Source organism: Gammaproteobacteria bacterium, from assembly GCA_016200485.1.
In the GTDB taxonomy this organism is placed as follows: Bacteria; Pseudomonadota; Gammaproteobacteria; order Tenderiales; family Tenderiaceae; genus JACQEP01.
The window spans coordinates 271,070-295,068 of sequence record JACQEP010000010.1 but is presented as its reverse complement, the minus strand read 5'-3'; the positions used below and the strand labels follow the sequence as shown (position 1 = coordinate 295,068).

At 52.3% G+C, this 23,999-nt stretch carries 24 protein-coding genes; 22 read left to right on the top strand and 2 right to left on the bottom strand.

The window, feature by feature from the left end; all coding sequences use genetic code 11:
- From ptsP to HY272_06720, 3 genes are all read left to right on the top strand, one after another.
- Window positions 1–1,743, top strand: coding sequence for a phosphoenolpyruvate--protein phosphotransferase (ptsP, locus tag HY272_06730; protein ID MBI3772377.1), 1,743 nt, complete (start codon window positions 1–3; stop codon window positions 1,741–1,743).
- Between the two features lie 236 nt (window positions 1,744–1,979).
- On the top strand, window positions 1,980–3,338 hold the full coding sequence (mgtE, locus tag HY272_06725) for a magnesium transporter (protein ID MBI3772376.1): 1,359 nt from the start codon (window positions 1,980–1,982) through the stop codon (window positions 3,336–3,338).
- A 117-nt stretch (window positions 3,339–3,455) separates the two neighbouring features.
- Complete coding sequence (locus HY272_06720; GenBank protein ID MBI3772375.1) at window positions 3,456–4,664, top strand: HDOD domain-containing protein; 1,209 nt, start codon at window positions 3,456–3,458, stop codon at window positions 4,662–4,664.
- A 260-nt stretch (window positions 4,665–4,924) separates the two neighbouring features.
- Here HY272_06720 and HY272_06715 read toward each other — a convergent pair whose 3' ends face one another.
- Complete coding sequence (locus HY272_06715) at window positions 4,925–6,877, bottom strand: hydantoinase/oxoprolinase family protein (GenBank protein ID MBI3772374.1); 1,953 nt, start codon at window positions 6,875–6,877, stop codon at window positions 4,925–4,927.
- Window positions 6,878–6,975: 98 nt separating this feature from the next.
- On the opposite strand from HY272_06715, the gene HY272_06710 reads away from it, so the two are divergent.
- Genes HY272_06710 through mutM form a run of 5 tightly spaced genes read left to right on the top strand, consistent with a single transcriptional unit; the run spans window position 6,976 to window position 11,827 of the window.
- Window positions 6,976–7,950: an ATP-binding cassette domain-containing protein gene (locus tag HY272_06710; protein ID MBI3772373.1), complete on the top strand. Its 975-nt coding sequence runs from the start codon at window positions 6,976–6,978 to the stop codon at window positions 7,948–7,950.
- Entirely contained in the window at window positions 7,947–8,705 is a 759-nt protein-coding gene (locus tag HY272_06705; GenBank protein ID MBI3772372.1) for an ABC transporter permease subunit, read from the top strand. The genes HY272_06710 and HY272_06705 overlap by 4 nt, the downstream gene beginning before the upstream one ends.
- A gap of 16 nt (window positions 8,706–8,721) precedes the next feature.
- Window positions 8,722–10,104 (top strand): GldG family protein, encoded by a 1,383-nt coding sequence (locus tag HY272_06700; GenBank protein ID MBI3772371.1) that lies wholly within the window; start codon window positions 8,722–8,724, stop codon window positions 10,102–10,104.
- Between the two features lie 10 nt (window positions 10,105–10,114).
- Window positions 10,115–11,005, top strand: a complete 891-nt coding sequence (locus tag HY272_06695) for a DUF4340 domain-containing protein (protein ID MBI3772370.1) — start codon at window positions 10,115–10,117, stop codon at window positions 11,003–11,005.
- A 6-nt stretch (window positions 11,006–11,011) separates the two neighbouring features.
- Complete coding sequence (gene mutM, locus HY272_06690; GenBank protein ID MBI3772369.1) at window positions 11,012–11,827, top strand: bifunctional DNA-formamidopyrimidine glycosylase/DNA-(apurinic or apyrimidinic site) lyase; 816 nt, start codon at window positions 11,012–11,014, stop codon at window positions 11,825–11,827.
- A gap of 202 nt (window positions 11,828–12,029) precedes the next feature.
- On the opposite strand, the gene HY272_06685 is transcribed toward mutM, so the two are convergent.
- Complete coding sequence (locus HY272_06685; protein ID MBI3772368.1) at window positions 12,030–13,469, bottom strand: hypothetical protein; 1,440 nt, start codon at window positions 13,467–13,469, stop codon at window positions 12,030–12,032.
- Between the two features lie 481 nt (window positions 13,470–13,950).
- Here HY272_06685 and HY272_06680 point away from each other — a divergent pair, with 481 nt between their 5' ends.
- The 14 genes from HY272_06680 (at window position 13,951) to HY272_06615 (ending at window position 23,999) form a co-directional block, all read left to right on the top strand.
- Window positions 13,951–14,721 carry a c-type cytochrome gene (locus tag HY272_06680; GenBank protein ID MBI3772367.1) on the top strand — a complete coding sequence of 257 codons (771 nt, stop codon included), beginning with the start codon at window positions 13,951–13,953 and terminating at the stop codon, window positions 14,719–14,721.
- Window positions 14,722–14,882: 161 nt separating this feature from the next.
- Complete coding sequence (locus HY272_06675) at window positions 14,883–15,449, top strand: cytochrome c (GenBank protein MBI3772366.1); 567 nt, start codon at window positions 14,883–14,885, stop codon at window positions 15,447–15,449.
- Window positions 15,450–15,469: 20 nt separating this feature from the next.
- Window positions 15,470–15,982, top strand: a complete 513-nt coding sequence (locus HY272_06670) for a cbb3-type cytochrome c oxidase subunit I (protein MBI3772365.1) — start codon at window positions 15,470–15,472, stop codon at window positions 15,980–15,982.
- Complete coding sequence (locus HY272_06665; GenBank protein MBI3772364.1) at window positions 15,982–16,479, top strand: thioredoxin family protein; 498 nt, start codon at window positions 15,982–15,984, stop codon at window positions 16,477–16,479. Before HY272_06670 ends, HY272_06665 begins: the two co-directional genes overlap by 1 nt.
- Window positions 16,480–16,481: 2 nt before the next feature.
- Window positions 16,482–16,937: a hypothetical protein gene (locus HY272_06660; GenBank protein MBI3772363.1), complete on the top strand. Its 456-nt coding sequence runs from the start codon at window positions 16,482–16,484 to the stop codon at window positions 16,935–16,937.
- 565 nt (window positions 16,938–17,502) lie between these two features.
- Window positions 17,503–17,790 carry a hypothetical protein gene (locus tag HY272_06655; GenBank protein MBI3772362.1) on the top strand — a complete coding sequence of 96 codons (288 nt, stop codon included), beginning with the start codon at window positions 17,503–17,505 and terminating at the stop codon, window positions 17,788–17,790.
- Window positions 17,791–18,041: 251 nt separating this feature from the next.
- Window positions 18,042–19,448, top strand: a complete 1,407-nt coding sequence (locus HY272_06650; protein ID MBI3772361.1) for a cbb3-type cytochrome c oxidase subunit I — start codon at window positions 18,042–18,044, stop codon at window positions 19,446–19,448.
- An 84-nt stretch (window positions 19,449–19,532) separates the two neighbouring features.
- Window positions 19,533–20,411, top strand: coding sequence for a cbb3-type cytochrome c oxidase subunit II (locus HY272_06645; protein MBI3772360.1), 879 nt, complete (start codon window positions 19,533–19,535; stop codon window positions 20,409–20,411).
- 18 nt (window positions 20,412–20,429) lie between these two features.
- Window positions 20,430–21,053, top strand: a complete 624-nt coding sequence (locus tag HY272_06640) for a hypothetical protein (protein ID MBI3772359.1) — start codon at window positions 20,430–20,432, stop codon at window positions 21,051–21,053.
- A 284-nt stretch (window positions 21,054–21,337) separates the two neighbouring features.
- A complete protein-coding gene (locus HY272_06635; GenBank protein ID MBI3772358.1) occupies window positions 21,338–21,667 on the top strand; it encodes a hypothetical protein in 330 nt (109 codons plus the stop codon).
- 12 nt (window positions 21,668–21,679) lie between these two features.
- Window positions 21,680–21,952 carry a hypothetical protein gene (locus tag HY272_06630; GenBank protein MBI3772357.1) on the top strand — a complete coding sequence of 91 codons (273 nt, stop codon included), beginning with the start codon at window positions 21,680–21,682 and terminating at the stop codon, window positions 21,950–21,952.
- A gap of 6 nt (window positions 21,953–21,958) precedes the next feature.
- Window positions 21,959–22,465 (top strand): cytochrome c, encoded by a 507-nt coding sequence (locus HY272_06625; protein ID MBI3772356.1) that lies wholly within the window; start codon window positions 21,959–21,961, stop codon window positions 22,463–22,465.
- Window positions 22,462–22,929 (top strand): hypothetical protein, encoded by a 468-nt coding sequence (locus tag HY272_06620; GenBank protein ID MBI3772355.1) that lies wholly within the window; start codon window positions 22,462–22,464, stop codon window positions 22,927–22,929. The genes HY272_06625 and HY272_06620 overlap by 4 nt, the downstream gene beginning before the upstream one ends.
- Window positions 22,929–23,999, top strand: coding sequence for a formylglycine-generating enzyme family protein (locus HY272_06615; protein MBI3772354.1), 1,071 nt, complete (start codon window positions 22,929–22,931; stop codon window positions 23,997–23,999). The genes HY272_06620 and HY272_06615 overlap by 1 nt, the downstream gene beginning before the upstream one ends.

The following is a 23,999-nucleotide window of genomic DNA, read 5'->3' as shown; positions in this document are numbered from 1 at the left end:
ATGGGGGTGTCACGTGGCATTGCCATCGGCAGGGCCTATCTATTGCAGAGCAATCAACCTGCAATTGCCGAATATCTGTTGACCGATGATGAATTGGTCGCCCAGGAAATCGAGCGTTTTAATGGGGCTGTCCTGGCCGCTCAAGCGGAATTGCGTCGTATCCGCGATCGAATTCCTGTTTCAATCCCGGTCGATATTGCCTCGTTCATTGATACTCACTTGCTGATGCTTGAGGACAAAGCGATAGCGAGCGATCCGGTCAAACTGATTGTGCAGCGGCGTTGCAATGCCGAGTGGGCATTGAAGCTGCAACGCGATGCATTGGTGAATGTATTTGAGCAGATGGATGATCCCTATTTGCGTACCCGCAAGGATGACGTCGATCATGTCGTCAATCGCATTCTGCGAATTTTGTTGAATCATGAAGATAAATTGCAAGTCAGTGGCAAGCTTGCGGGTTGCGTGATTGTGGCGGATGATCTGTCGCCTGCCGATACGGTCACGATGCAGAACGAAGGCGTCATTGCCTTCGTGACCGAGTATGGCGGCCCTACCTCGCATACGACGATCCTGGCGCGTAGTTTAGGAATTCCCGCGGTGGTTGGCGTACGCAATGTGCTGCGTTATGTGCGGCATGGAGAACAGTTGGTGGTCGATGGCCATATTGGTGTGATCCTGGCGGGCATGGATCAGCAGGATATTACCTATTACCGGCGCCGCCACGCGGATGACAGGCGGCAGCATGCCTTGCTGCGGAAGTTGAAAACGACACCTGCAGTCAGCCGTGACGGGAGGTCTATCTCTTTGCGCGGAAATGTCGAGCTGCCGGAAGATCTGGCAGAGATGAAGCGCGTCGGTGCGCGTGGCGTGGGTTTGTATCGTACCGAATATTTGTTTCTCAATCGCGAAGAGTTGCCGAGTGAGGAGGAGCAATACGAAGATTATCTTAAGCTGGTGCGGGCATTAAATGGCGCGCCGCTAACGATCAGAACCTTGGATCTGGGTGCCGATAAGGCGCTGCCGGGGGACAGGCGTCTGGAAACTCGTGGCGGGAGCGCTGTTAATCCGGCGCTGGGTTTGCGTGCGATCCGGCTTTGTTTGCGCGATGCGGCGATGTTTAAGACACAGTTGCGGGCGATACTGCGCGTCTCGACAGAGGGGCCGGTGAATCTAATGATCCCGATGTTGTGCAGTGTCCAGGAAATACTCCAGACACTGGAGCTGATCGAACAAGCCAAGCGCGAGCTGGGGCGGGAAGGAAAGTTTTTCGATGAACGTTTGCCTGTGGGCGGGATGATCGAAATCCCGGCGGCGGCGCTCTCGGCCGAGGCAATGGCCAGGCATCTGGACTTTTTCTCGATCGGGACCAATGACCTGATTCAATATACTTTGGCGGCAGATCGTCTCGATACCAATCTCGGGCACATGTTTCAGGCGACCCATCCGGCAGTTTTGCGACTGATTGATATGACGATCCGCGCCGGCCATAAGGCGGGTATCCCGGTGGCGATGTGTGGTGAGATGGCGGGCGAGCCACGGTATACCCGATTGTTGCTGGGTTTAGGGTTGCGCGAATTCAGTATGCAACCGGCGATGATTCCTGAAATCAAGCATATTATTCAGAACAGTGATATCGAGCAGCTCACCAAAAAGGCGCGGCGGGTATTGCGTCTGCCATCGACGGTCGAGACGGAATTGTTTGTCGATGAGCTCAATGCTGTCGCAACGATAGCAGCCTGTTGAAAAAACGTGATCAGGGGATGTAGCGCGAGACGGGAGCGGGCGGAAAAGCGGAGTTTATACGGCGTAAATGAGCATTTTGAGTCCGTTTTCAACGCCGCGATGTGCCCCTTAGCGCGTTTTTTCAACAGGTTGCTAGGGAACCTGATTCATCGATAGGGCTGGCGCCCTCACCTTATCCCTCGTAGAATCCCAAGTTATCATCCCCAGCAGTGTGAGTTGAGTAGCTGCGAGTTTTTATGCCGGAATTAAAGAATCAGCAAATACCTCAAAGTCGATTGCAGCGCCTGGCTGAGGCGCTGCAATCGGGGCGTTTGGTGCATATCCGGCAAATGGTCAATGAACTGCACCCCGCCGAAATCGCCCACCTGCTTGAATCCTTGCCTCAGAATGAGCGTGAGCTGGTGTGGGAACTGGTAGAGGCAGACAAGGACGGCGATGTCCTGTTGTATGTGAATGACGATGTGCGCGCCAAACTGATCCGGCAAATGGATCCGGAAGAGTTGGTGGCGGCGACGGAAGGTTTGGATACCGATGATCTGGCGGATATCTTGCAGGACTTGCCCGACATTGTGATTCATCGGGTATTGCAGTCGATGGGTGAGCAGGATCGTATTCGACTGGAGGCGGTATTGTCTTATCCCGAGGATACCGCCGGCGGTCTGATGAATATCGACACTATCACGGTCCGTCCCAATGTGACGCTGGATGTGGTGTTGCGTTATTTGCGGATACGGGGCGAGATCCCCGAGATGACCGATCATTTGATTGTGGTTAATCGCGCGGATAAATACATCGGGTTATTGGCCATCAATCATTTGCTGACCAAGGATCCCGAGCTGCTGGTGGGGCAGGTGATGGTGAAGGATATTGAGCCGATTACCGCCAGCATGCCTGCGAGCCAGGTCGCCAGCCTGTTCGAGCATCGAAACTTGATTTCGGCACCGGTGGTGGATGAAGAAGGCAAGTTGCTCGGGCGTATCACCATCGACGACGTGGTTGATGTCATCCGTGACGAAGCCGAACACTCGATCATGAGTATGGCCGGCTTGGACGAAGAGGACGATATCTTTGCCCCGGTCGTGACCAGTTCACGGCGGCGTGCGGTATGGTTGGGGGTTAACCTGGTGACGGCCTTTATTGCTTCCTGGGTGATTGGCCTGTTTGATGCGACTATTGAAAAAGTGGTGGCGCTAGCGGTGCTGATGCCCATCGTCGCCAGTATGGGCGGGATTGCCGGTACTCAGACGCTGACGTTGGTGATACGTGGCATGGCGTTGGGTTATATCGGTCAATCCAACGTCAAACGCATCCTGATTAAAGAGCTCGCCGTAGGGATGTTGAACGGCTTGCTTTGGGCCTTTGTGGTGGCGGTAGTGTCGTTCCTCTGGTTTGGTGATTATGTGATCGGTGGTTTGATCGCGGCCGCGATTCTCGTCAACCTCATGGCGGCGGCTCTGGCCGGGGCCACAATTCCGCTGCTGATGCGGCGCATGGGGTTTGATCCAGCCCTGTCGTCATCGGTGGTGTTGACCACTGTGACCGATGTGGTCGGTTTCTTTGTCTTCCTTGGGTTGGCAACGTTAGTATTCATCTAACCTGCTGAAATAAAAGCCCATTATTTATTGGCAGGGGCGATCAGGAAAAAGCTCTGGCGGCCGATACTATACATACGGCAGCAAGGAAGAAAACTTCTTACGAAATAGGTGGATAGCATGGCCGAGATCTTTATCGCGCGCCAACCAATATATACACGAACGTTGCACGTTTTTGCTTACGAGCTTTTGTATCGAGCCGATGCCGATAATCACGCCAAGTCGTCGGGCGATGCGGCAACGACGGAAGTATTACTGGGTGCTCTGACCGAGATTGGTCTCGATTATCTGGTCGGTGTTCGTTCAGCGTTTATCAATCTCACTCGCAGCTTCATCATTTCGCAGGAAGCATTGCCATTCCCGGGCGATCAACTTGTCATCGAGTTGATGGAAGATATTGAGCCGGACGAGATGGTGGTGCGTGGCGTGCAGCGCCTGGTGAGTCTGGGCTATACCATTGCCCTGGATGACTTTATTTATGATGACAAATATATACCGCTAATCAAATTAGCCAAGATCGCCAAGATTGATATCCAGGCGCACACCGAGCTGGAATTACGGCAGCTTTATGAAAAGCTGCGCAAGTTTGAGCATTTGAAGTTGCTGGCGGAAAAGGTTGAAACCCAGGAGCAATACGATTTTTGCCGCGAGTTGGGATTTAATTATTTTCAGGGTTATTTCTTTTGCCGGCCGCGCATCATCAAGCGTAAGCGTATGCCTGCCAATCAAGCGGCATTGATGCAATTGCTGACCGAAGTGCAGCGCACCGATGTCAAGGTGGCTCGTCTTGAAGCCATGATTACCAAGGATGTAGCGCTGAGTTATAAATTACTGCGTTATATCAATTCTGCATTCTTTGGTTTGCCACGGCCGATGGAATCCATTCAGCGGGCTATCGTATTTCTTGGCGCGCGCGCGATTCAAAAATGGGCGACGCTGCTGATTCTGTCGCGTATCGATGACAAGCCAAACGAATTGATGGTCACTGCTGTTGTGCGCGGCAAGATGTGCGAACTGCTGGCGCAGGCGCTTGAATTCGAACCCGAGGATGCTTGTTTTACTGTTGGTTTGTTGTCGGTGCTGGATGCGTTGTTAGATATGCCAATGGACAGGATCGTAAACTCTCTGACGCTATCCGATCAGATTACTGATGCGTTATTGGAGTTCAAAGGGACGCCGGGTGAGATTCTGCGTTGCGTCTTGAATTATGAGCGTAGCAACTGGGAGAATGTCGCGCTTGGTAATTTAGAGTCAGATGTGATCAAGGATGCCTATTTGCAGGCAGTGGGTTGGGCGGTAGGGGCGTGCCGGGTTGTCATTGGGGAGTAGCGCCTGGCGCGAGTACACAAAACATAAAAAATCCAACGCGGAGACGCAGAGGCGCGGAGATGATTAAAATACTGGAGGCTCCTGCAGTGACGCGATTTTGCACAACCACTCACCCTCTCCCCAACCCTCTCCCGCAAGCGGGAGAGTGGGTTGTAGTTTTTTGAAGTCCTTCAACAAGCGAAGGTATTACTGGACTGAACAAACATCATCACAAGAATTTTTGCCTTTCTCCGCGTCTCCGCGTCTCCGCGTTGGATTTTTTATGTTTTGTGTACTCGCGTTAAAAGCAAATTGCCATAATCATCCATCTCGCTGTGCCAGCCGTTCGCAATAAACGTGGTGGCGATGTCATCGGTAATCAATGCCGGTCCCGCAATCGATTGCCGGGGATTCAGCTGATCACGCTGCCAAATGGTTGTGCCGCTTTGATCATGAACTGGAGTCGGGCTGGTCTGAGCGAATACACGTAATGGCAGTTTCAGCTCGGGTCTGGGTGCCGCAAGCCGGGTACGGATGTTTACTAATTCCACGGTGTTGTTCAAACGATGCCCATAGCGTTTGTGATGCACTTCATGAAAGGCATCAACGGCGCTCATCAACTCCTGCCACGGAATATTCAAGTGATAGGCCTGCCCCTGATAGCGTAAATCAAGCGAACGTTTACAGGCAATCTCTGTTGCGGCAGCGCCTTCATCGATCAGTGCCCGTTGGCCTTGAGATTCTAATTGGGTAAAGGATGATTCCAACGTTTGTGTCGAGATTTCTGTCAGTGGTGTAATGATGCTGCGCGATAATTCACGTGATCGTGGTGAAACCAACATGCCGAAGGCTGACAGTACTCCGCTATGGATCGGCACCAGTGCCTGATGCATGCCCAGTGATTCCGCGAGTGCACACACATGAAGCCCGCCGGCGCCGCCAAACGGCATCAAGGTAAGCTGGCGCGGATCAATGCCGCGCTGTACCGAGATCAAACGCAGGGCTTGTGCCATGTGTTCGTTGGCGATGCGGATTATGCCCAGCGCAGTTTCATCAATACTGAGCCCTAGTGGTTTGGCGATGCTGGCAATTGCCGTGCGGGCGGCATCGCGATCAAGTTTCATCTGGCCACCCAAAAAGGCATCGGGGCGCAGACGGCCAAGGATTAAATTGGCATCGGTGACTGTGGGGCGCGTGCCGCCACGGCCATAACATGCTGGCCCTGGATCGGCGCCCGCCGATTCGGGGCCCACTTGCAGCAGGCCGCCGGCATCAAGATAGGCATATGAGCCGCCGCCCGCGCCAAGGGTATGCATGTCCACCATCGGTACCGCAACAGGATAAGGACCGATGCGGCCTTCGGATGTGAGTTGTGGTTCGCCGTCGATCAATGCCACATCCGTCGATGTGCCACCCATGTCGAAAGTAAGCAAACGCGGACATTGGGTTTGGCTGCCGATAAAACGTGCACCTGCCAATCCGCCCGCCGGGCCGGAGAGCAACATGTTGACGGCGAGTCGCGCCGCTTGATTGGCGGCGAGCGTGCCGCCAGAGCTCTGCATGACGCTGATTTTGGTATTCGGTAATCCCGTCTGTAATCGATCGAGGTAGCGCTGCACGAGTGGGCCGATCCACGCGTTAAGCCAGGTGGCGATGCCGCGTTCATACTCTTTGTATTCAGGCAAAATCGCCGATGAGCGGCTGGTGAAAATATGCGCGGAAATGATCGCCTCAATCTGCCGCTCGAAGCGGTCATTGAGGAAGGAAAATAAAAGATTGATCGCCACCGCCTCCGGTTGTAGTGTTGCAAGTTGTTGCTGAAGCAGTATAAGGTCTTCTGCCGTCAGCGCTTCGACGATGCTGCCGTCGGCACCGAGCCGGCCACCCGTTTCCAGGCACAGATTTTGAGGCACCGGCGGCGGTTGCGGCGCAGGTTGTAGATTATAAAGCTCGCGCCGCGCCTGACGGCCGATGGTCAGTAGATCGCCCAGTCCATGATTGGTGATGAAGACAGTGCGCACGCCTTTGCCTTCCAGTGCGGCATTGGTGGCTACGGTGGAACCGTGAATCACCGTCAGATGCTGAGGATCAACGCCAAGTTCGGCGATCCCCTGCAAGATGGCCTGTTCTGGTGCCTGTGGCGTGGAAAGCCGTTTATGAATGCGCAACGAATGACCGTTGTAAAGGACGAAATCGGTGAAGGTGCCGCCGGTGTCGATGCCGAGTAACATGATGTTTGAGGAACTTTTTTGAGATGCAGCGATCTTTAGACAAAGATTGATTATACTGTGCCTTAACGAATCGCCTAACTGGAAACATATAATACTCAGTCATGGATCAGGATGCCCCTCTTATTCAAGTCGATCAGGTGAGCCGTTATTACGGCCATCTCTGCGCGGTTGATAACATTAGTTTTGAAGTTAAAAAGGGCGAGGTGGTTGGCTTTCTCGGCCCCAATGGCGCGGGCAAATCGACCACCATGCAGATGATCAGCGGCAATTTGGCACCCAGCGCCGGTCGGGTGCAGATCAATGGCATCGACCTGCTGGATATGCCCAAGGCCGCCAAGGCGCAGTTGGGGTATCTGCCCGATACGCCGCCACTGTATCGTGAGCTGACGGTGGATGAATATCTCAATTATTGTGCCCGTCTTAATCGCATCCCGAAGGAACAGCGTGCCAAGGCGATCGCATCGGCGAAGGAACGTTGTGGTTTGACAGATGTCGGGCGGCGACTGATCGGTAATTTGTCCAAGGGCTATCGCCAGCGCATCGGTATTGCCCAGGCGATTATTCATTCACCGGCGGTAGTCATCCTCGATGAGCCAACGGTGGGGCTGGATCCGATTCAGATTCGCGAAATCAGGATCTTGATCAGTGATCTGCGGAAAGAACATAGCGTGATTCTGTCGACGCACATCCTGCCTGAGGTGCAGAAAGTCTGTGACCGGGTACTGATCATCAGTAAAGGCAAATTAGTGCTGGTCGATACGATTGCCGGTTTGGAGCAGCGGATTCGCGGTTCGAGCCTGGTGGTGGGTTTGCGGCGACCACCTACAATCGATGCCTTGCAGCAGCTGGCACACATTGAAGCCGTGACTGAACTCGGCGCTGGCCGATTCCGTCTGCAATGCGCGGCGGATAGCGATCCGGCCGAAACCATCGCCGCCGCGGCGGTAAATCAAAATTGGGGACTCTATGAATTGGCGCCAGATCGCATGACGCTGGAGCAAGTGTTTGTCGATATCACGACTACGGATCACGCGGCCGAACACCCTGCTGAGCCAGTGGCGGAGGAACACGTATGATGGTGTTTACCATTGCTGCCCGGGAATTGCGCAGCCTGTTTTTGTCGCCGCTGGCGTGGTCGATACTCGGTGTGGTGCAATTTATATTAGCGTACATGTTTTCATCCCAGGTCGAAGTCTTTATGCAAATTCAATCGCGCCTGGTGGGGATTGAAGGTGCACCGGGAGTGACCGAGGTTGTGGTCGCGCCGGTACTCTACAATGCGGGTGTCGTGCTGTTGTTGGTGGCGCCGATGCTGACCATGCGATTGATCAGCGAAGAACGGCGTTCGCAAACATTGAGTCTGTTGTTTTCCGCGCCGGTCTCGATGTCCGAAATCGTGTTTGGTAAGTTCTTTGGTGTGATGGGCTTTTTAGTGGTCATGGTGTTGTTGATCGCGCTGATGCCATTATCTCTGTTCACCGGGGCGACACTGGATATGGGAATGTTCAGCGCCGGATTGTTGGGGTTGGTGTTGCTTCTGGCCAGTTTTGCCGCGATCGGACTGTTCATGTCCACGCTTACCGTGCAGCCGACCATCGCTGCCGTGAGTACCTTTGGTATTTTATTGTTGTTATGGATACTAGATCTGGCCGGCAGTGCCAATATGGGCAGTGCCAGCAGTTTGTTTGCCTATTTATCGATCCTGCGGCACTTTGAATCCTTGCTCAAAGGTGTATTCGATACCAGTGACGTGATTTATTATTTGTTGTTTGTCACCGTGTTTTTGGTGCTCAGCATCCGGCGTTTGGATGCAGACCGGTTGCAGCATTAACAGGCCCTGATCAATTATGAAAGTCACCACCCGTTCCCGGCGCAAGGTATTGTTACAGAATGTTCTGTTTGTGATGCTGTTCTTGTCAGTGGTAGGGATGCTGGCCTGGATATCGACCCGCTACCATTATCAGGCGGATTGGACTGCAACCGGCCGCAATACCTTGTCACCGGCCAGTGTCGCGTTGTTGGCGCAGTTGCAAGAACCGGTCAAGATCACCGCCTTTGCCCGGGATGCAGGGATGACCAAGAAGCAAATTAGCGATGTTATTGGCCGATATCAACGCTATAAACAAAATCTCAGTCTCGAATTTGTGAATCCCGATACCGAGCCGGAACGGGTGCGCGCTGAAGGTATCACGGTTGATGGCGAGTTGTTGCTCCACTATCAGGGCCGCCAAAGCAAGCTTTCCGATCTGAGTGAGCAAAGCATCACCAATGCGCTGCAAGGACTTTCCCGTACTGGCGAACGCTGGTTGGTATTTCTCGAAGGACACGGTGAGCGCAGCCCATTTGGTGCCGCTAATCATGATTTGAAGGCGTGGGCAGATGAGGTGCAGCGCAAAGGTTTCAAATTAAAAGCCTTGAATCTGGCGAATGATCCGGTAATCCCGGATAACACCAGTGTCCTGGTCATCGCTGGGCCGCAAGTGGATTATCTGCCGGGCGAGGTCAAGCTGATCGAGCAATATCTGCGTCGTGGCGGCAATCTGTTATGGCTGGCAGATCCCGGCCCAATGTTTGGACTGAAATCGATAGCCGAGCAATTGGGAATAGAGTTTGTGCCGGGTGTCGTCGTCGATCCCACCACCCAATTGTTCAAAATCGACGATCCTACTTTTGCTATCGTTGGCGATTATGGCCGGCATGCGATCACGCAGGATTTTAATGTCGTCACTATTTTTCCGCGCGCTGCCGGATTGAATTTTGAAGCGCAGGATGATTGGAAAGGTGAACCTTTCTTGGTGACCAGCGCCCGCAGTTGGTCCGAGACCGGCAAGTTACAGGGGCAAATCAGTTTTGATGAAGGCGTGGATGTCGGTGGCCCGCTTAATATCGGGATAGCGGCGGTCCGTGATCGTAAATTTACGGCCACGCCTTCCGCGAAAACGTCAACCGATGCTGCAGGAGAGCAGCGAGCAGTGGTGATCGGTGACGGTGACTTTTTGGCAAATGCCTATCTCGGTAATGGCGGTAATCTGAACATGGGGATGAACATGGTGAATTGGTTAAGTCGCGATGATCAACTGATTGCTATCCCGGCGAAGACCGCACTCGATACCGCACTCAGCTTGTCGCAGACGCAAATGGTATTGATTGGATTTGGCTTCCTGTTGTTATTGCCCTTGTTGTTGCTGGGCAGCGGACTCGGCATCTGGTTGCGGCGGCGTAAGGCTTAGGGCGCGCGCTATGGGGAAAAGGGCGTGGCTTAATCTGGTGCTCCTGGCAGTGATTCTGGGGTTGGCGGCGATCGTTTATTTTGAGCCTGGGATCAAGCAGCCCGTAGTTCAATCACTGACAAAGATTGACACCAGCGCTGTTAAGGAATTACAAATCAGCGTACCAGATCAGGCCCCCATCACCTTGCAGCGCGATGGTCAGCGCTGGCGTCTGACCGCGCCTAAGCAGATTTTAGCGAACCCAGTTCGCGTGCAGCGGATACTCGGGTTATTGGCAGTGAGCAGCGAGCAGCAATATGCCTCATCAAATCTAGATCTTAACAAATATGGTTTGGCAACTCCCAAGGTTAGGCTTCGAGTTGCAGGACAAGAACTTGCTTTTGGCGATCAGGATCCATTGAATTCACGGCGTTATGTCCTGATAGGACAGACACTGCATCTAATAGATCAGAGTGATATTGCAGTGCTTACAAGCGGCTGGCCAAGTCTGGTGGATTTGCGGCTGATTCCAGACGGGCAGGAATTGGCCGCGATTGAAATCACTGGTTTGGGTAAGCTAGAGCGCGGGAAGGATGGCTGGAAATATAGGGGTTCTGGTAAAACAAAAACGCCCGCTCAAACAAGGATTGATGAGTTGATTCAGTCCTGGCGTGAGGCGCAGGCAATGGAAGTTGCAATTAATGAAACTGAGGCCACTGGCGAGCAGGCCGTGTTGAAGTTTGTGGATGGTAGTGAGCTGAAGTTTGATGTTAATCGTTTTGCAGACCAAGTAGTATTCGGACGTGCCGATCTGGAGATTGAATATCATTTGAGCAGTGATCAAGCGCAACAATTGCTTGAATTCAAGCAGCCGGATGTTGGGACAGCAAAAGACAAACAAGGCGCGCCCCCGGTACGATAATCCATCATGCCTGAGCTGCCGGAAGTTGAGACTACCCGCCGTGGCATTGCGCCAATCATTGAAGGCGCGTTGGTCAGTGAAGTGATTCTGCGCAAGCGCCGTTTGCGCTATCCAGTACCACAATCCTTGATGAGCGAACTGCCCGGGCAGCGTATTCTTACCGTCGAACGGCGTGGAAAATATCTGCTATTGCGCACCGAACTGGGAACAGTGTTGTTGCATCTGGGGATGTCCGGCAGTCTGCGCATCGTTGATCCCGATCTCACCCCTGACAAACATGATCATATTGATATTGTCTTTGAAGGGCGGCGCTGTCTGCGCTTGCATGACCCGCGTCGTTTTGGCGCGGTGTTGTGGCTAGATAATACGCCGGAGCGGCACCCATTATTGGCTAATCTCGGCCCCGAACCATTGACGGCTGAGTTCAGTGGCGAATATCTCCATCAGCGTTCACGCCGTCGCACACAGGCGGTCAAACTTTTTATCATGGATAGTCGGGTAGTGGTGGGTGTGGGTAATATCTACGCCAGCGAGGCCTTGTTTCGAGCCGGTATTCGGCCGCAAACGTCCGCCAATAAGGTTTCGCAACAGCGTTATGTATTGTTGGCAGAGGCCGTCAAACAAGTGTTGGCGGCGGCAATTGAGCAGGGTGGAACCACGCTGCGTGATTTTGTCGATGGCGATGGCCGTCCCGGCTACTTTGCGCAATCACTGCAAGTCTACGGTCGCGAAGACGAACCCTGTATAACCTGCGGTGCCGCGATCCGCATGCTGCGGATGGGGCAGCGGTCTACTTATTATTGTTCGGCCTGTCAGCGCTAATTAACTAAAGGTAAACCTCCGGCTTTGCCGGAGGACTCATCAAGGTTTGACCGGTGCGGCGGTCGATGTATTGGTTTTTATCCCCTCCTCCTTTTTAGGAGGAGGGGATAAAGAGTTGTGTTACTGGCCATCTAAAGATGGCCCACGGTTTTAATGCGCCTTTGAGGCGCTTACCCAATTAAGCCACCGGCTTTGCCGGTGGTCATTTAACTTGAGCTTGAGTTTCCTGTGTGGCCGACTGGGAAACGGATGGCTCAATTTGTTTTCTCGGCTTAAGGATCGCCCCTCTCGATTGCTGAACCAGGGTTTCAATCGGCCCACTCAACGTCGCAAACTGTTCGCGGAGTTTGGCGTTACGCGGATCGAAGGGGTCGAAAACAATAAAATCGATCTTCCCCAGATTTTGCAATAATGCCTCTGGCGTGGCAGCGGGTGGTGGCAGCGGAAATACCGGGCGTTTCAGTGCCAACATGGTGCGTGCTGGCCATTGGCTGCTGGTAATAAAACCGTCTTTGATTTCTTCAGTCTGGATTACCAGTGTACGGATGATTTCGTCGTGAGGGTCCACGCTTTCGTTAATGATACTGCTGCGGTAACCGCGATCGCCCAGCATGAAGCTGGTGGAGGTGGCAAACAGCATGATCATCACAAATCCGCGTTGACCAGCGAAGCTGTGAGCACCCAGTGCGTTATTGGCGCGAATCAATAATGCTGTGCCGACGTAAAGAATAAACGCCAGCACCAACAAACCCCAGCTGTGGTCGGCGGCGGCCAGTCCGATTGCAATACCGAAAGTGAGCATCCGCAAAAACAGCGACGGCATGATTTGGTGGCGCGCGTAAAACAGCACGCAGAAAAATAACGCGGCCGGCAATATGCCTTCGGCCCAATGTGGGGGTGTCAAATCGCCAGGAACGCTGCCCATCACCAGGTCGCCCAAGGTGAATAGTGGATTGACTCCCCAGTCCAGGGCGGGCCAACCAAAGCGGAAGATGACGACAAACAGCGTTGCCAGGGCGATGCCCAGCCAAAACTGTTTTTGCTGGCGGCGGTCGATGGGGTTGCGCCACCATTCCCAGGCCAGGGCCGCAGGATAAGCGAGACCGGCAGGATGGATGCTGACCACAGTGACGATCAACAGCAGTTGCAGAAAGTAGCCGCCACTTAACGCCTTGGCCTTGGCGCGGTAGCTTCGATCCAACCATGCGCCGAGCGCGAAACCGAGCAACAGGAAAGGTCCGGCGCCGACGGCATTAATCTGCATCAACGCCAAGGGTGAAATCAGAAATAGGCCCGAGGCAAGCAGTGCGGTTTCATCGCCCCATTGTTCACGGCTCCAGCGATAAAGTAACGTAGTGGTGCCGAAAAAAATCAGCAACATGAAAACTTTCAGCGCTAAGAAACTCCCTGCCCAGTAAGCGCCTAATGGCAGAAACAACAATGCCCTGAAATCCGGTGCGCCGAGTACGACGATGGGATTAACGACGCGATCGGCAACTGTCCAATTGATGAGCAGAGCGTGGGCGGCGGTCTCATCGATCCCGTACGGCGATACGCGTATTAGTTGCAGGGCGATTATGGCGGCGCCCCATACGATAAGCGCGAGAATTCCCCAATAGCGACGAACTTTATCTAGATTCATGCAAAAATATCTTTGATATTACAAGTTTGGTTATGGTCTAGTGTGTAGTGGGGGCAAATCATAGCCGAATTTGCGAGCGGCCGCACCCATCGTTTGTGGAGTAATTTCGGGGTAAGCACTTGCATTAAGTTTGAGCATCGTGCTATACATCCGGACTAGTTGTTAGGGGTCTGTCTTTGTGGTCATAACAAAAACGGAAACGGTTTTAATACAGGGAGACACGCGATGCTGGAAAACAGTCAAATTCTCACCATTTATCTTTTGTGGTTCGTTTTTGCCCTTGGTTTGGCAGCTTTCATTCTGAAAAAAAATTCGTAGTCACTGCTGGTGTTGAGGCGGGCGAATTCCGACCTAAACACTAAGTTGTTTTAATTTTTTGGGGAACAATTGGGGAATTCTTGACCCGCGGTAATGCCTGGTTTGGGTATGCCTCCAGAAGCCGCGGTTAGGTTAAAGACAACACTGGGAGGGTGTCTTTTATATGCGCACAAATTTGTTGAAGTTTGGTTCGGCTTCGTTTATGGCCCTGGCAATGGTAATGGGATCGCCCGTGCAAGCGAATGAGGGTGGACCCACGGGGGCTGATAAAGGCAACGGTCAGAAAATTTTCGAAAACGGCAAGGGCGACGTCCCGGCCTGTAATTCTTGCCATGGCCCGGCGGGTTTGGGTGATGACAATATGGGTACGCCGCGTCTGGCGGGTCAGGGGTATCAGTTTGTGGTCAAGCAGCTGGAAGATTTCGCCACTGATCGCCGTCAGGATACGACCATGTTTGTCATGAATACCAATGCCAAGGGGTTGAGTGCGCAGGATCGCCGTGATGTTGCTGCGTATGTTAATTCGTTGAATAAGGTGACGCGCGGCAAACAATTGCAACAAGCCTCCGGTGGTTCCGATCTGGCGGCTCTGCAGGCGAATGGTGTAGCTGTTGGTCAGCCACATCTGGGTAAGGCGATTGTGAACTTTGGCGACACACATCGTAATATTCCTGCCTGTTTGTCCTGTCATGGTTTCAATGGTCGCGGAGTAGATCCTGTTTATCCGAAGATAGGCGAGCAAAAGTATGTCTATCTGACCAATCAGCTGAAGAAGTGGCGTGACGGCAGCCGAGCCAACGATCCTATGGCACAGATGCAGAAAGTCGCTCAGAAGCTGACGGACGAGGATATTGCCAATGTTGCGGCTTATCTGACCAATGCTCCACAGACCACCCTGGGCAACACTGGCGTACCTGTCGAGCATCTGCCGTAGGCGGAAGGTTCGTTCAAGGGGGCACGCAGTAAGAACCGTAGGGCGCCAATGTAGTTGGCGCCCTATTTTTTTGCAGTTTTCAAGTCATCTCAAGACAGTTATTATGTCACCTTCATTAAAGTTGGATTTGATTCATCGTTAGGTGCAGCGGGTTAAAATCTATGGCGGGTAAGCAAGGATTAAAGCAGGGAGAAAAGGTGTTGTTTGCCATTTTTGCCGCGTTTGTGGTGTTTGCGGTGATAGGTTATATCGCCATGGAAACGATACGCATGCGATCCGACAAACCCCTCTATGCGGTGACTACGCACTATGACTTTTCCACGTTGGGGAAAAAAGGCTCGAAAATTTTCCGCGAAGCGCGTTGCACGAGTTGTCATCGTGCGGTACGTAACGGTACCAACATGGGGTTGTCGCTGGATGGTGTCGGCTCGAAGCGGACTCAAGAATGGTTGTTGAATTTCATGCGTGATCCAGAAGCAACTTTTGGTTCGGCGACCCTTGATCATGGTCCGCTTCCAAAGGAGGCGTCTTATGTCGCTGAAATGCCGGTGGATCAATTGCAAGCAATTGCAGCCTTCCTTTCCGAGTTGCGCGCTGATCGTGGTTCGCCTGCGGCGGAGCAGCCGCCGGAGGGGCGTTCTGATTTTATCGACAATATGCTGAAATGGCTGGCGCCTGAAAATTGGAAAGACAAATACCAAGACGTGCGGGAAATACCAACGAAGTAGTTAAGAGTGAGAGGTGAGGTGTGAACGAACCGTGGACGCAGGATAAGGTATATACGCGTTACATCTTATGGTTTATCTATTGCTGTATTATTTACAGCATTATTGGATTTACCTGGGGCGCTCTCATGGGCGGGATCGCCGATTTTCGCCATTTTGTCGACCATCGACTCCACGGTAACCTCATTGTCCGTGCTCATACCCATATCAATCTGCTGGGATGGGTGGAGATGGCTATCTTTGCGGCGGTTTATTACATCGTGCCGCGTCTGGTGCGACGCCCGATTTTCAGTATCACACTGGTCAAGGTGCATTTCTGGACCCATAACGTGGGTTTGGTCGGGATGGTGGTCTTTTTCACGCTGGCAGGGATTACCGGCGGCCTGGCCAGCGTCGAAATGTCGCCCGAGGAGGTCGAGCTAGTCGTTAAACCTTGGCTGGCAACCATGGGGATTTTCGGAACCCTGGTGCTCCTGGCGAACTTGATTTGGGCGTATAATCTTTTCCGCACCTGTGTTGGTTGGGAGAAGAAATAATGCCTGTTGGGCGCCTGACGACTGCGTTGATAGCAATAGTCATGCTGGCGGCATGTAATGCGAACCCGGAAGGGGCATTACAGGTGGGGCAGCGTGCGCCCTTGGTCAAGACCAAGACCTTGGCCGATGTTGATGGCGACTTTAGTCGCATCACCAGTTATCGTTATCCAGACGAGCGCATGTACCAGTACTCGTTGGACGAGGCGCTTCAATCCGGTAAACCGATACTGCTAGAATTTGCCACCCCGGGGCACTGTACGGTCTGTGACGTGCAGCTCCAAATGCTCAAGGGACTACTAGTCGAATATCAGAACGATATTATTTTCCTGCATATGGATCAATACCAGAATCCAGAGGCTTTCAAGGCATTCCGGGTCAGGGGGGATCCTTGGACCTTCGTCATCGACCGAAATCAAGTGGTGCAGTACAAGCAGGCCGGACGCATGCTCTACAGCGAACTGGAGCAGGTTATCAAGCAGGTATTGCCGCAGGGATAAAGATGGCTGAGAACACGGTGTATCAGTTTGCCCCCGATAAAAAGGGCGCGATGTGGGATTCGTTGTTATATGTGCCAACCGTTTTGGCATTGGCTTCGATTGCATTGAAGTTATGGTTTGGCCCCAATCAGAATTTAGCGTATCTCTTATTGTTTCTTGCGAGCTTCTTTTTGATCGCGGGCACCAATCGTATTCTCAGCAGTCGCTTGATGTTGTTGCCGAACGCGCCGCGCGGACTGGAGTTGGGAAAAAAATCGGCGGCTGTTGTGCTCAAGAGCGGCGAGCGAGTGGAGTTGGTCAAAGATCTGCGTTATTTTCCTGACTATGCCGGTAAGTCTTTCGGGTTGACCGGGATGGATCTTGCAGGACGCAAGCGACAATTTGTGTTTCATCGCGGACAGTTTGAGAGTGAGTCCTTGTTCAGGGACATCCGATCATTGCTGGCCGCATACAAATAATCACCTTAAGAAGCCGACCGAAAAAACTCGGAAAGCCCCTTATTTACCGCTGCGGCGGCGTTGTGCCACATCCCATACCATATACCCAATGACCCCGGCGGCGGCCAAACAAGCGACGGCGATTAATGCCGCTTCCAGTTGTGAGCTTACCAAGCCTCCGATCAACATGTGTACTGAAAATCCGAATACGGTGATCGATGCGCATGCAGCTATTGTGTAAACAACTATTTCCTTCACTACTTTACACCTTAGAATCGGTTAAATAATTTTTGCATGCAAGAGTACGTGAGATTAGCGCAATTGCGGGCGAGAGAAAAGAATTCATCTAGAGTTATTGTAAGATTTTTGTTAGACACTAATGTCGCGTTTCAAATTCATTAATGACGACCAAAAAAGACTTGACTGCCTTAGTTGCGTATGCAAGTATCGGCAGTCAATATCGGTATTCATTTGTATAGTACCGGCGCGTTTTGGGTGCACACTTCTGAGGGGGAGGGTGCAGGCGAGCCGGAGGGGAATACCGGTCGTGGATTTTGTATCTGCCAAACCACAAACGGAGGGAATCATGGAAAACAACCTTACGCCAGGTAAGACCTTAATTGTGAGTCTGATCGCCGGCGTTACCACAGGAATGGGTAACGGTAGCGTATTCGGAGCCGCATTGATGTGTGCATTGGGCCGCGGCCGCTTTGAAAATTGGGGCGGTTGGGGTGGGCAGGCTTATGATCCAAGCACATTTCAGGGTTTTATCGACTGGTGCATGATCGTATTTGGTCTGGCCTTTACGGTGATCATGTTGATCGCCCTGAATCGCCACGGCCAGCTTGAAGCCGCTGGACAAAAGGCGCATTAACGCAAGTTAAGTATCTGGTGCATCGTGGCCAAGAGTGGCGGGACGCTGGGGATAGTCGCAATTAATCTAAATAAAATTTAAGGGGGTCTGCAATGGTTGAAATGGCAGCTACTGTTATGGGGATTCTGCTTGCGTTTTCGAGTATGTGGTTCTCCTGGTATCTGATGATGCCTGGTAGTCACAAATAACAGGATTTCTTAAGGGACTAAGTTTGGGTTTTTCCGCAAAGATTTAGGGGGAGGTTACATACCATGTTGAAATACCTTTTTGCGAAAAACGAGGATATCGCACCGGGCACGGCGGCGGTATTTTTTGGTTTTTCGTCTATTATCTGGTTCGTCATTGGCACGGGATTGGGCTCGTTCAATGCCGCAAAGCTCGCGTTTCCGGATTTTGTTACCGGTAGCTACTTGTTCTCGTTTGGTCACATGCGTCAGGTGCACGTTCTGGCGGTGATCTTCGGCTGGATCTCCATGGCCTTCGCCATGGCGATGATGTATATCACTCCCGCCTTGGGTAATACCCGTCTGTGGTCCGAAAAACTGGGGGTTTGGAACTGCTTCCTGTGGAACGTCGGTCTGTCGCTGGGTCTTACGTTGCTGTGGACTGGTATGAGCTCGGGTCGTGAATACTCAGACATGCCATGGTTCATCGATTTGTACATTGCTGCCTTCATTGCGCTGCCGATGGCAATTAATGTGTGGATGACCATCATCAAGCGTCGTACCCAGGGTATCTACACCACCAACTGGTTCTTCGGTGCCGGTGTATTCATGGTTACTATCGTCTTCATCGTCGGTAACAGCCCAGAGTGGTTCAATCTGACCGGTCTGAGTGAAGCCTATCTGACCTGGTGGTTCGCCCATAACGTATTGGGTCTGTGGATTACCCCGATAGCTGCGGCGATCGCGTATTACACAGTGCCAAAAGTTACCGGTAATCCGCTGTACTCGCATCGTATCGGTCACTTGCACTTCTGGTCGGTTGTGGTGTTCTACTCCACGCCTGCGGCTCACCACTTGATGTCGGCTCCGCTGCCAGAATGGCTCAAGTCATTCGCCTCTGTTGAAGGGGTGCTGATCCTGGTGCCTGCGATTGCCTTCGTGTCCAACTTGCTGTTGACCATGCAAGGTAAATGGCACATGTTCGTAGAGAACGTCGAAATCAAATACACCATCACCGGTGTGTTGCTGGCGGTTCCGCTGAACATGCAAGGTGGCTTCCAGCAGACGCGTGCCATTAACTGGTACGTGCATGGTACTGGCTGGATCGTTGCCCACGCTCACTTGGCGTTGCTGGGTTTCTCTACATTCCTGGAAGGTGCGGCGGTGTACTACGGATTGCAGACCATCCTGCGCCGTAAGCTGTATTCCTTGGCATTGGCTAACTTCCACTTCTGGTTCCTCCTGATCGGCTTCGCGATCTATTGGATCTCCATGACCATCGCTGGTCTGATCCAGGGTGCAGGCAAGATCTACGAGGTTCCATACATTGACGTTGTGATCGCTGAGCATCCGTACATGATCGCGCGTTGGGTCGGTGGCACCATGGTCTTCACTGGTAACTTAGTGTGGCTCTACAACATGTGGATGACTGCACGCGCTGGTGCCGTGATTCCAGAAGGTCGTCTGCCTCACGAATTGGCCTACGAACGTTAATAAAAAACCAGGGAGGATGCCAAAGTGGCGTTTAGAGAATATAAGATTGGATCACGCTTGTTCGGGGTTGCGCTGGGTGGCTCGATGATGATCACCCTGTACTTCCCAACGGTCGATATGACCTCGGTAGCTGCGACCGAAACCGGTCTACGCAAGCAGCTGTCCTACGGTCGTATTGGTGGTTTCTCCTATGAGGATCCATTTCTCAAAGGGGCTGGTAAGCCGAAGACTGTGGTTCTGAGTCAGGACCCCAAGACTGGTCAGCCGATTGAAACTGTTGAAGCTTATGTTTATGAAGCAGGGATTCCTTTCCCAAGCGGCATCAATCACCCCCGTACCTTGGGTCCGGGCGTGAAAGAGCTGAGCGAGGGCAAGGGTCAAATTGGCCAGGCTGACCACTCACAGGGGGCAGTATTTGTTGTGGCGCGGGACAGTGATAGCGTGTACGTCGAAAATGCGACGGCGACTCGTGGTTGGCAGCCCGCTGAAGTCCTGACGACGGGTGGTGATGCCAATACTCACTATGTGGGTTCCGGCAAAATCATGTTCGTGCGTGAGGGTTGCTGGTGGTGTCATACGTTGCTGCCTGAAGAAACCCAAGACTGGCAGTACTTCGGTGTGCCGCCACGTCTAGGCGACTATAACGGTGAGTCTCCGACTGCGTTCGGTTCCGACCGTAAAGCGCCTGACCTGTTGCATGTGGGGGCGCGTAACTCTTCCAAAGAATGGATGATGATGCACTTCTTCAATCCACGTTTGGTGCAACCGCATTCCATCATGCCTCGCTACGATTATCTCTGGGGCGAGAAAGATGGGAACGGTAACGCGATCGACTTTGCTGCCTGGAGACAGGCATACACGGATTATCGTGAAGGTAAAACGGTGTATCCGCCAGAGGTTCCATCCATGGCGTCGCAAAGCGAAATCCGTTACTTGGTTGATTTTGTCCTAAGCCTGAAGTGATATAGGGGAGAGATTACGATGGCATGGAATTTTGATAAACCGTTATATTCACTGACAGACGAGTCGCAAAACACTGCAGCACGTAAGACCTGGGAAAGCGAGAGTCTGGGTGGTATCACCGAAGACAATAATCGCCTGCCCCAGCCGGTGGTGTGGTTGTTGGCAGCGACGATTGTGACCGCGTTCTTGATCACCTTCCCGCTGTGGGGTCAACGTCCGAGTGCGGCTATCTTCTCTGAATACGTTCAGTTGATGGATACCCCTGAAGTTCAGGCGATTGCTGATGACAAAGGGAAGATGGATTACATCGTCAAAAATGTGAAGGACACCAAGTACAAGGCCTTGCAAGACCGTCACCCAGTTGAGATGGATGATCTGCGCATGGTCAAAGATCAAATCATCGAGCTGAACCGTCAGGGTGTTGATCTTGAAGAGTATACCGTCGTTGGGCAGCATGTGGTTCTCGCCAATTTCGAGGGCAATATGAAGCCAGATGGTACACGTCAGCGTAAGCAGCCGTGGTGGGATAAGGGGTATACCATCGATATCTTCTACGTGGCTTACTTCTGTATCGCGGTGGTGATCGTGATTAAACGTCTGCCGCACTTTAGCTGGCAGCCTGACCACAGCGTGGCGCACTAAAAAGGGAGATAAACCAATGATTGATATTGATAATCCACCGTTAGTATTACTGGGCGTTATTATTGTAGTCTTTGTGGCACCCTTTATTTACAGTTTCTTTGTGGATAATTACGACAAGGGTAAGCCTCAGATCAAGTCCTGATGGGGGGCTTGATGGGATCTGGGGGCGGGTTTTCCCAGATCCAAAAACTCAAAAATGCCGCTCTTTGAGCGGCATTTTTTTTAGCTATAATGTCCAGCTTGGTCAAGGTAACAGCGGTGGTTGGCGAGTGAAGGTGAGCTGAATGATGACGGGTGTTGAAGTGCCGATGAGAATGTTAGGCAGCATTCCAGAATTGGCTGTTAAATCTATTGTCGATGATCGCTGGGGGGTGGAGGGAATTTATAGTCAACAATTTAGCGTTGGCATTTTCTTTTTTCTGATCATTTGTATCCTGGTATTTACCGTGATTGTCATCAAGTTTATGCGTACCGGTACGGTGAACCCGGAGACAGGAATAAAGTCTAATGGTTTGAAGATGGGTGAAAAAATATTGTTTATTTGGATCTTTATCGGCATTGTGGTTGCGGTCATTATGGGGACGGTGCAATTGTTGCAAGGATATTTGTTCTAGAGGAGTTGAAAAATGGGTAATCTTGATAGTTTGCCGGATGGTTGGACCATATATTTGTGGCTCATTGCCGGGGTGTTGATCATTATTGCGGCAGCGGCGATGATCATCTGGGCCAAGAAAAATGAACAATTCGACGAAGATATTAAATACCTGGTATTTGATGAAAATGATCGAGACAAGATGTCGCCTGAGGAATTCAAGAAGAGTCAGGATGTCATGAAGGCGCAGATGAAGCGTCGTGAAGAGTTTCAGAAGGCAAAAGAAGAAAAACAGGCAAGGAAGTAGGATTGAATGAAGAAGGGAGAGAAGGGGATTTTGATCGCAATTGCGGTCATCGTAGTGCTGTTCGCGGGCATCAATATATACCGTCATGCGGCGGATCCTGCGCCGGATAAAGGAATCCCTTTTTATTCTACTGCACCTAAGGAAATGCAAAACACCGCCTCGGCATTGATGCGACAGCTTAAATGCCGTGAATGTCATGTGTTGTGGGCGGTGCGCGATGCGACTCAGGCGGTGCCTGCACCGTCGTTGGACGGGATGGGCTCGTTGCACGATGAGGCGTGGCTGTTTGCGTACCTGTCATCGAAAAAACCTCAAGAGATTTTGCCGTCACGGTTAAAGGCGGAATATCGAATGCCGTCTTATGCCCATTTGTCGGAGGCAGAGCGGCACACGCTGGCGTCATATTTGGCAAGTCTGAAGGTGCAGGATTGGTATCTGGCTGAGACGCGCAAGTCTGAATATGAAAAATTAACAGGGCAGGAATACAAACCAGAACTGGAGCAGGCGCAATGAATCAGCGATCAATGGCGATCTTGATGGGGGTGGTGGCAGTGGGTGCCGGGGCGCTGGTGAATTATGTGGGAGATCGCTTGCTTGGTGTGCGCCTGGAGTTGTTCTGGGGGGTGTCCACCTTTTCTCCAATCTGGGTCGTGGATATGTTTTTGGTGCCGTTTGTGGCGGGCACCGTGGTGGCGTTGATTTATGGATTGGGTGGCAAACTGTTGTGTTATTTCGCGCCAATTGTCACGCGCGGTATTAGTTATATTCAAATGATTAACTATGAAGGGCTGCCTGACGGGGTGACCGTGTTGCCGTTTTGGTATTGGATATTGGTATTGATCCTTGCCATAGAGGCGGCGGCGTTTGGTGGGGTTTTGGGCGAGATCGTCATCAAAAAAACCTATGGTCGCCGTCCGCGGCATACCCTTTATAAAAAATCCTCGGATACTGTTATAGATAGTAGCGATACGCAGTAATGGAAAAAACAAATCGATACCGTCCGCCGAGCGAGGCAGAACGGCGTAAGCGTAAACGTTATTTGCATGCCACCTTGGTCACCTGTGTTGCGCTGGCGATTATCGGTGGCGCCATCCATGTGGTGAAGCTGGGCTCGAACCGGATGTACGATATGCGCTCCAAGGCGACTTATGACTTGGCGGATATGCCGAATCGGACACGTGCTGCAGGTGAGGATATTACCCGTCATCAACGGCATGAAGTGGGGAAAATGCAAGTCGATCCGTATAGTGAGCAGGGGCTGTCGGCCTTATTGAAACCAGAACAGTGGCAAGCGCTCGATACAATGGTGACGGTCCCGGCGGGGACTTTTATTATGGGCTCCAATCAAGAGAGTACCAATGTACAGAATCGGCCACAGCATAAGGTGACCCTGCCCGCCTACAAGATCGATAAATATCCGGTGACTTATGCGCAGTATGCGCGATTTGTAGCGGCGAAGCATTATCGCCCCCCCTCGGATTGGGAGCAGGGCCGGATTGCAGTGGGGCGTGAAATGCAGCCGGTGACGATGGTGTCCTGGTACGATGCGCACAATTACTGCGCCTGGGCCAACAAGCGCCTGCCGACCGAAGCAGAGTGGGAAAAGGCAGCGCGAGGCACGGATGGCCGGCGTTGGCCATGGGGTGAGAAGATGGATACTTCGCGGTTGAATACTTATTATGTGGTGGGTTCGGCGACGGATGTGACCCGTTATCCTTCGGGGGTGAGCCCGTATGGGGCGATGGACATGGCCGGTAATATCTCTCAGTGGACCGCTGACGACTTTGTCGCTTATCCGGGTTCGGATGCGCCAGCGGAATTATTCAAGGCCAAGGTCGGCCGCGCAACCACGAGCGAGGATCGGGCAATGAAGGTGGTGGATTTGGTAGGTGTGGACGCGAAATACAAGGTGTTGCGGGGCGGTTCGTGGAAGAGTGATCCGTTTTCGACGGCGACTTATCACCGCAACTATTCCTTGCCGAATCTGGCGTCTGATTTTTTTGGATTTCGTTGTGCGGCGGATATCGCTGCTGTAGAGAAACGCTGA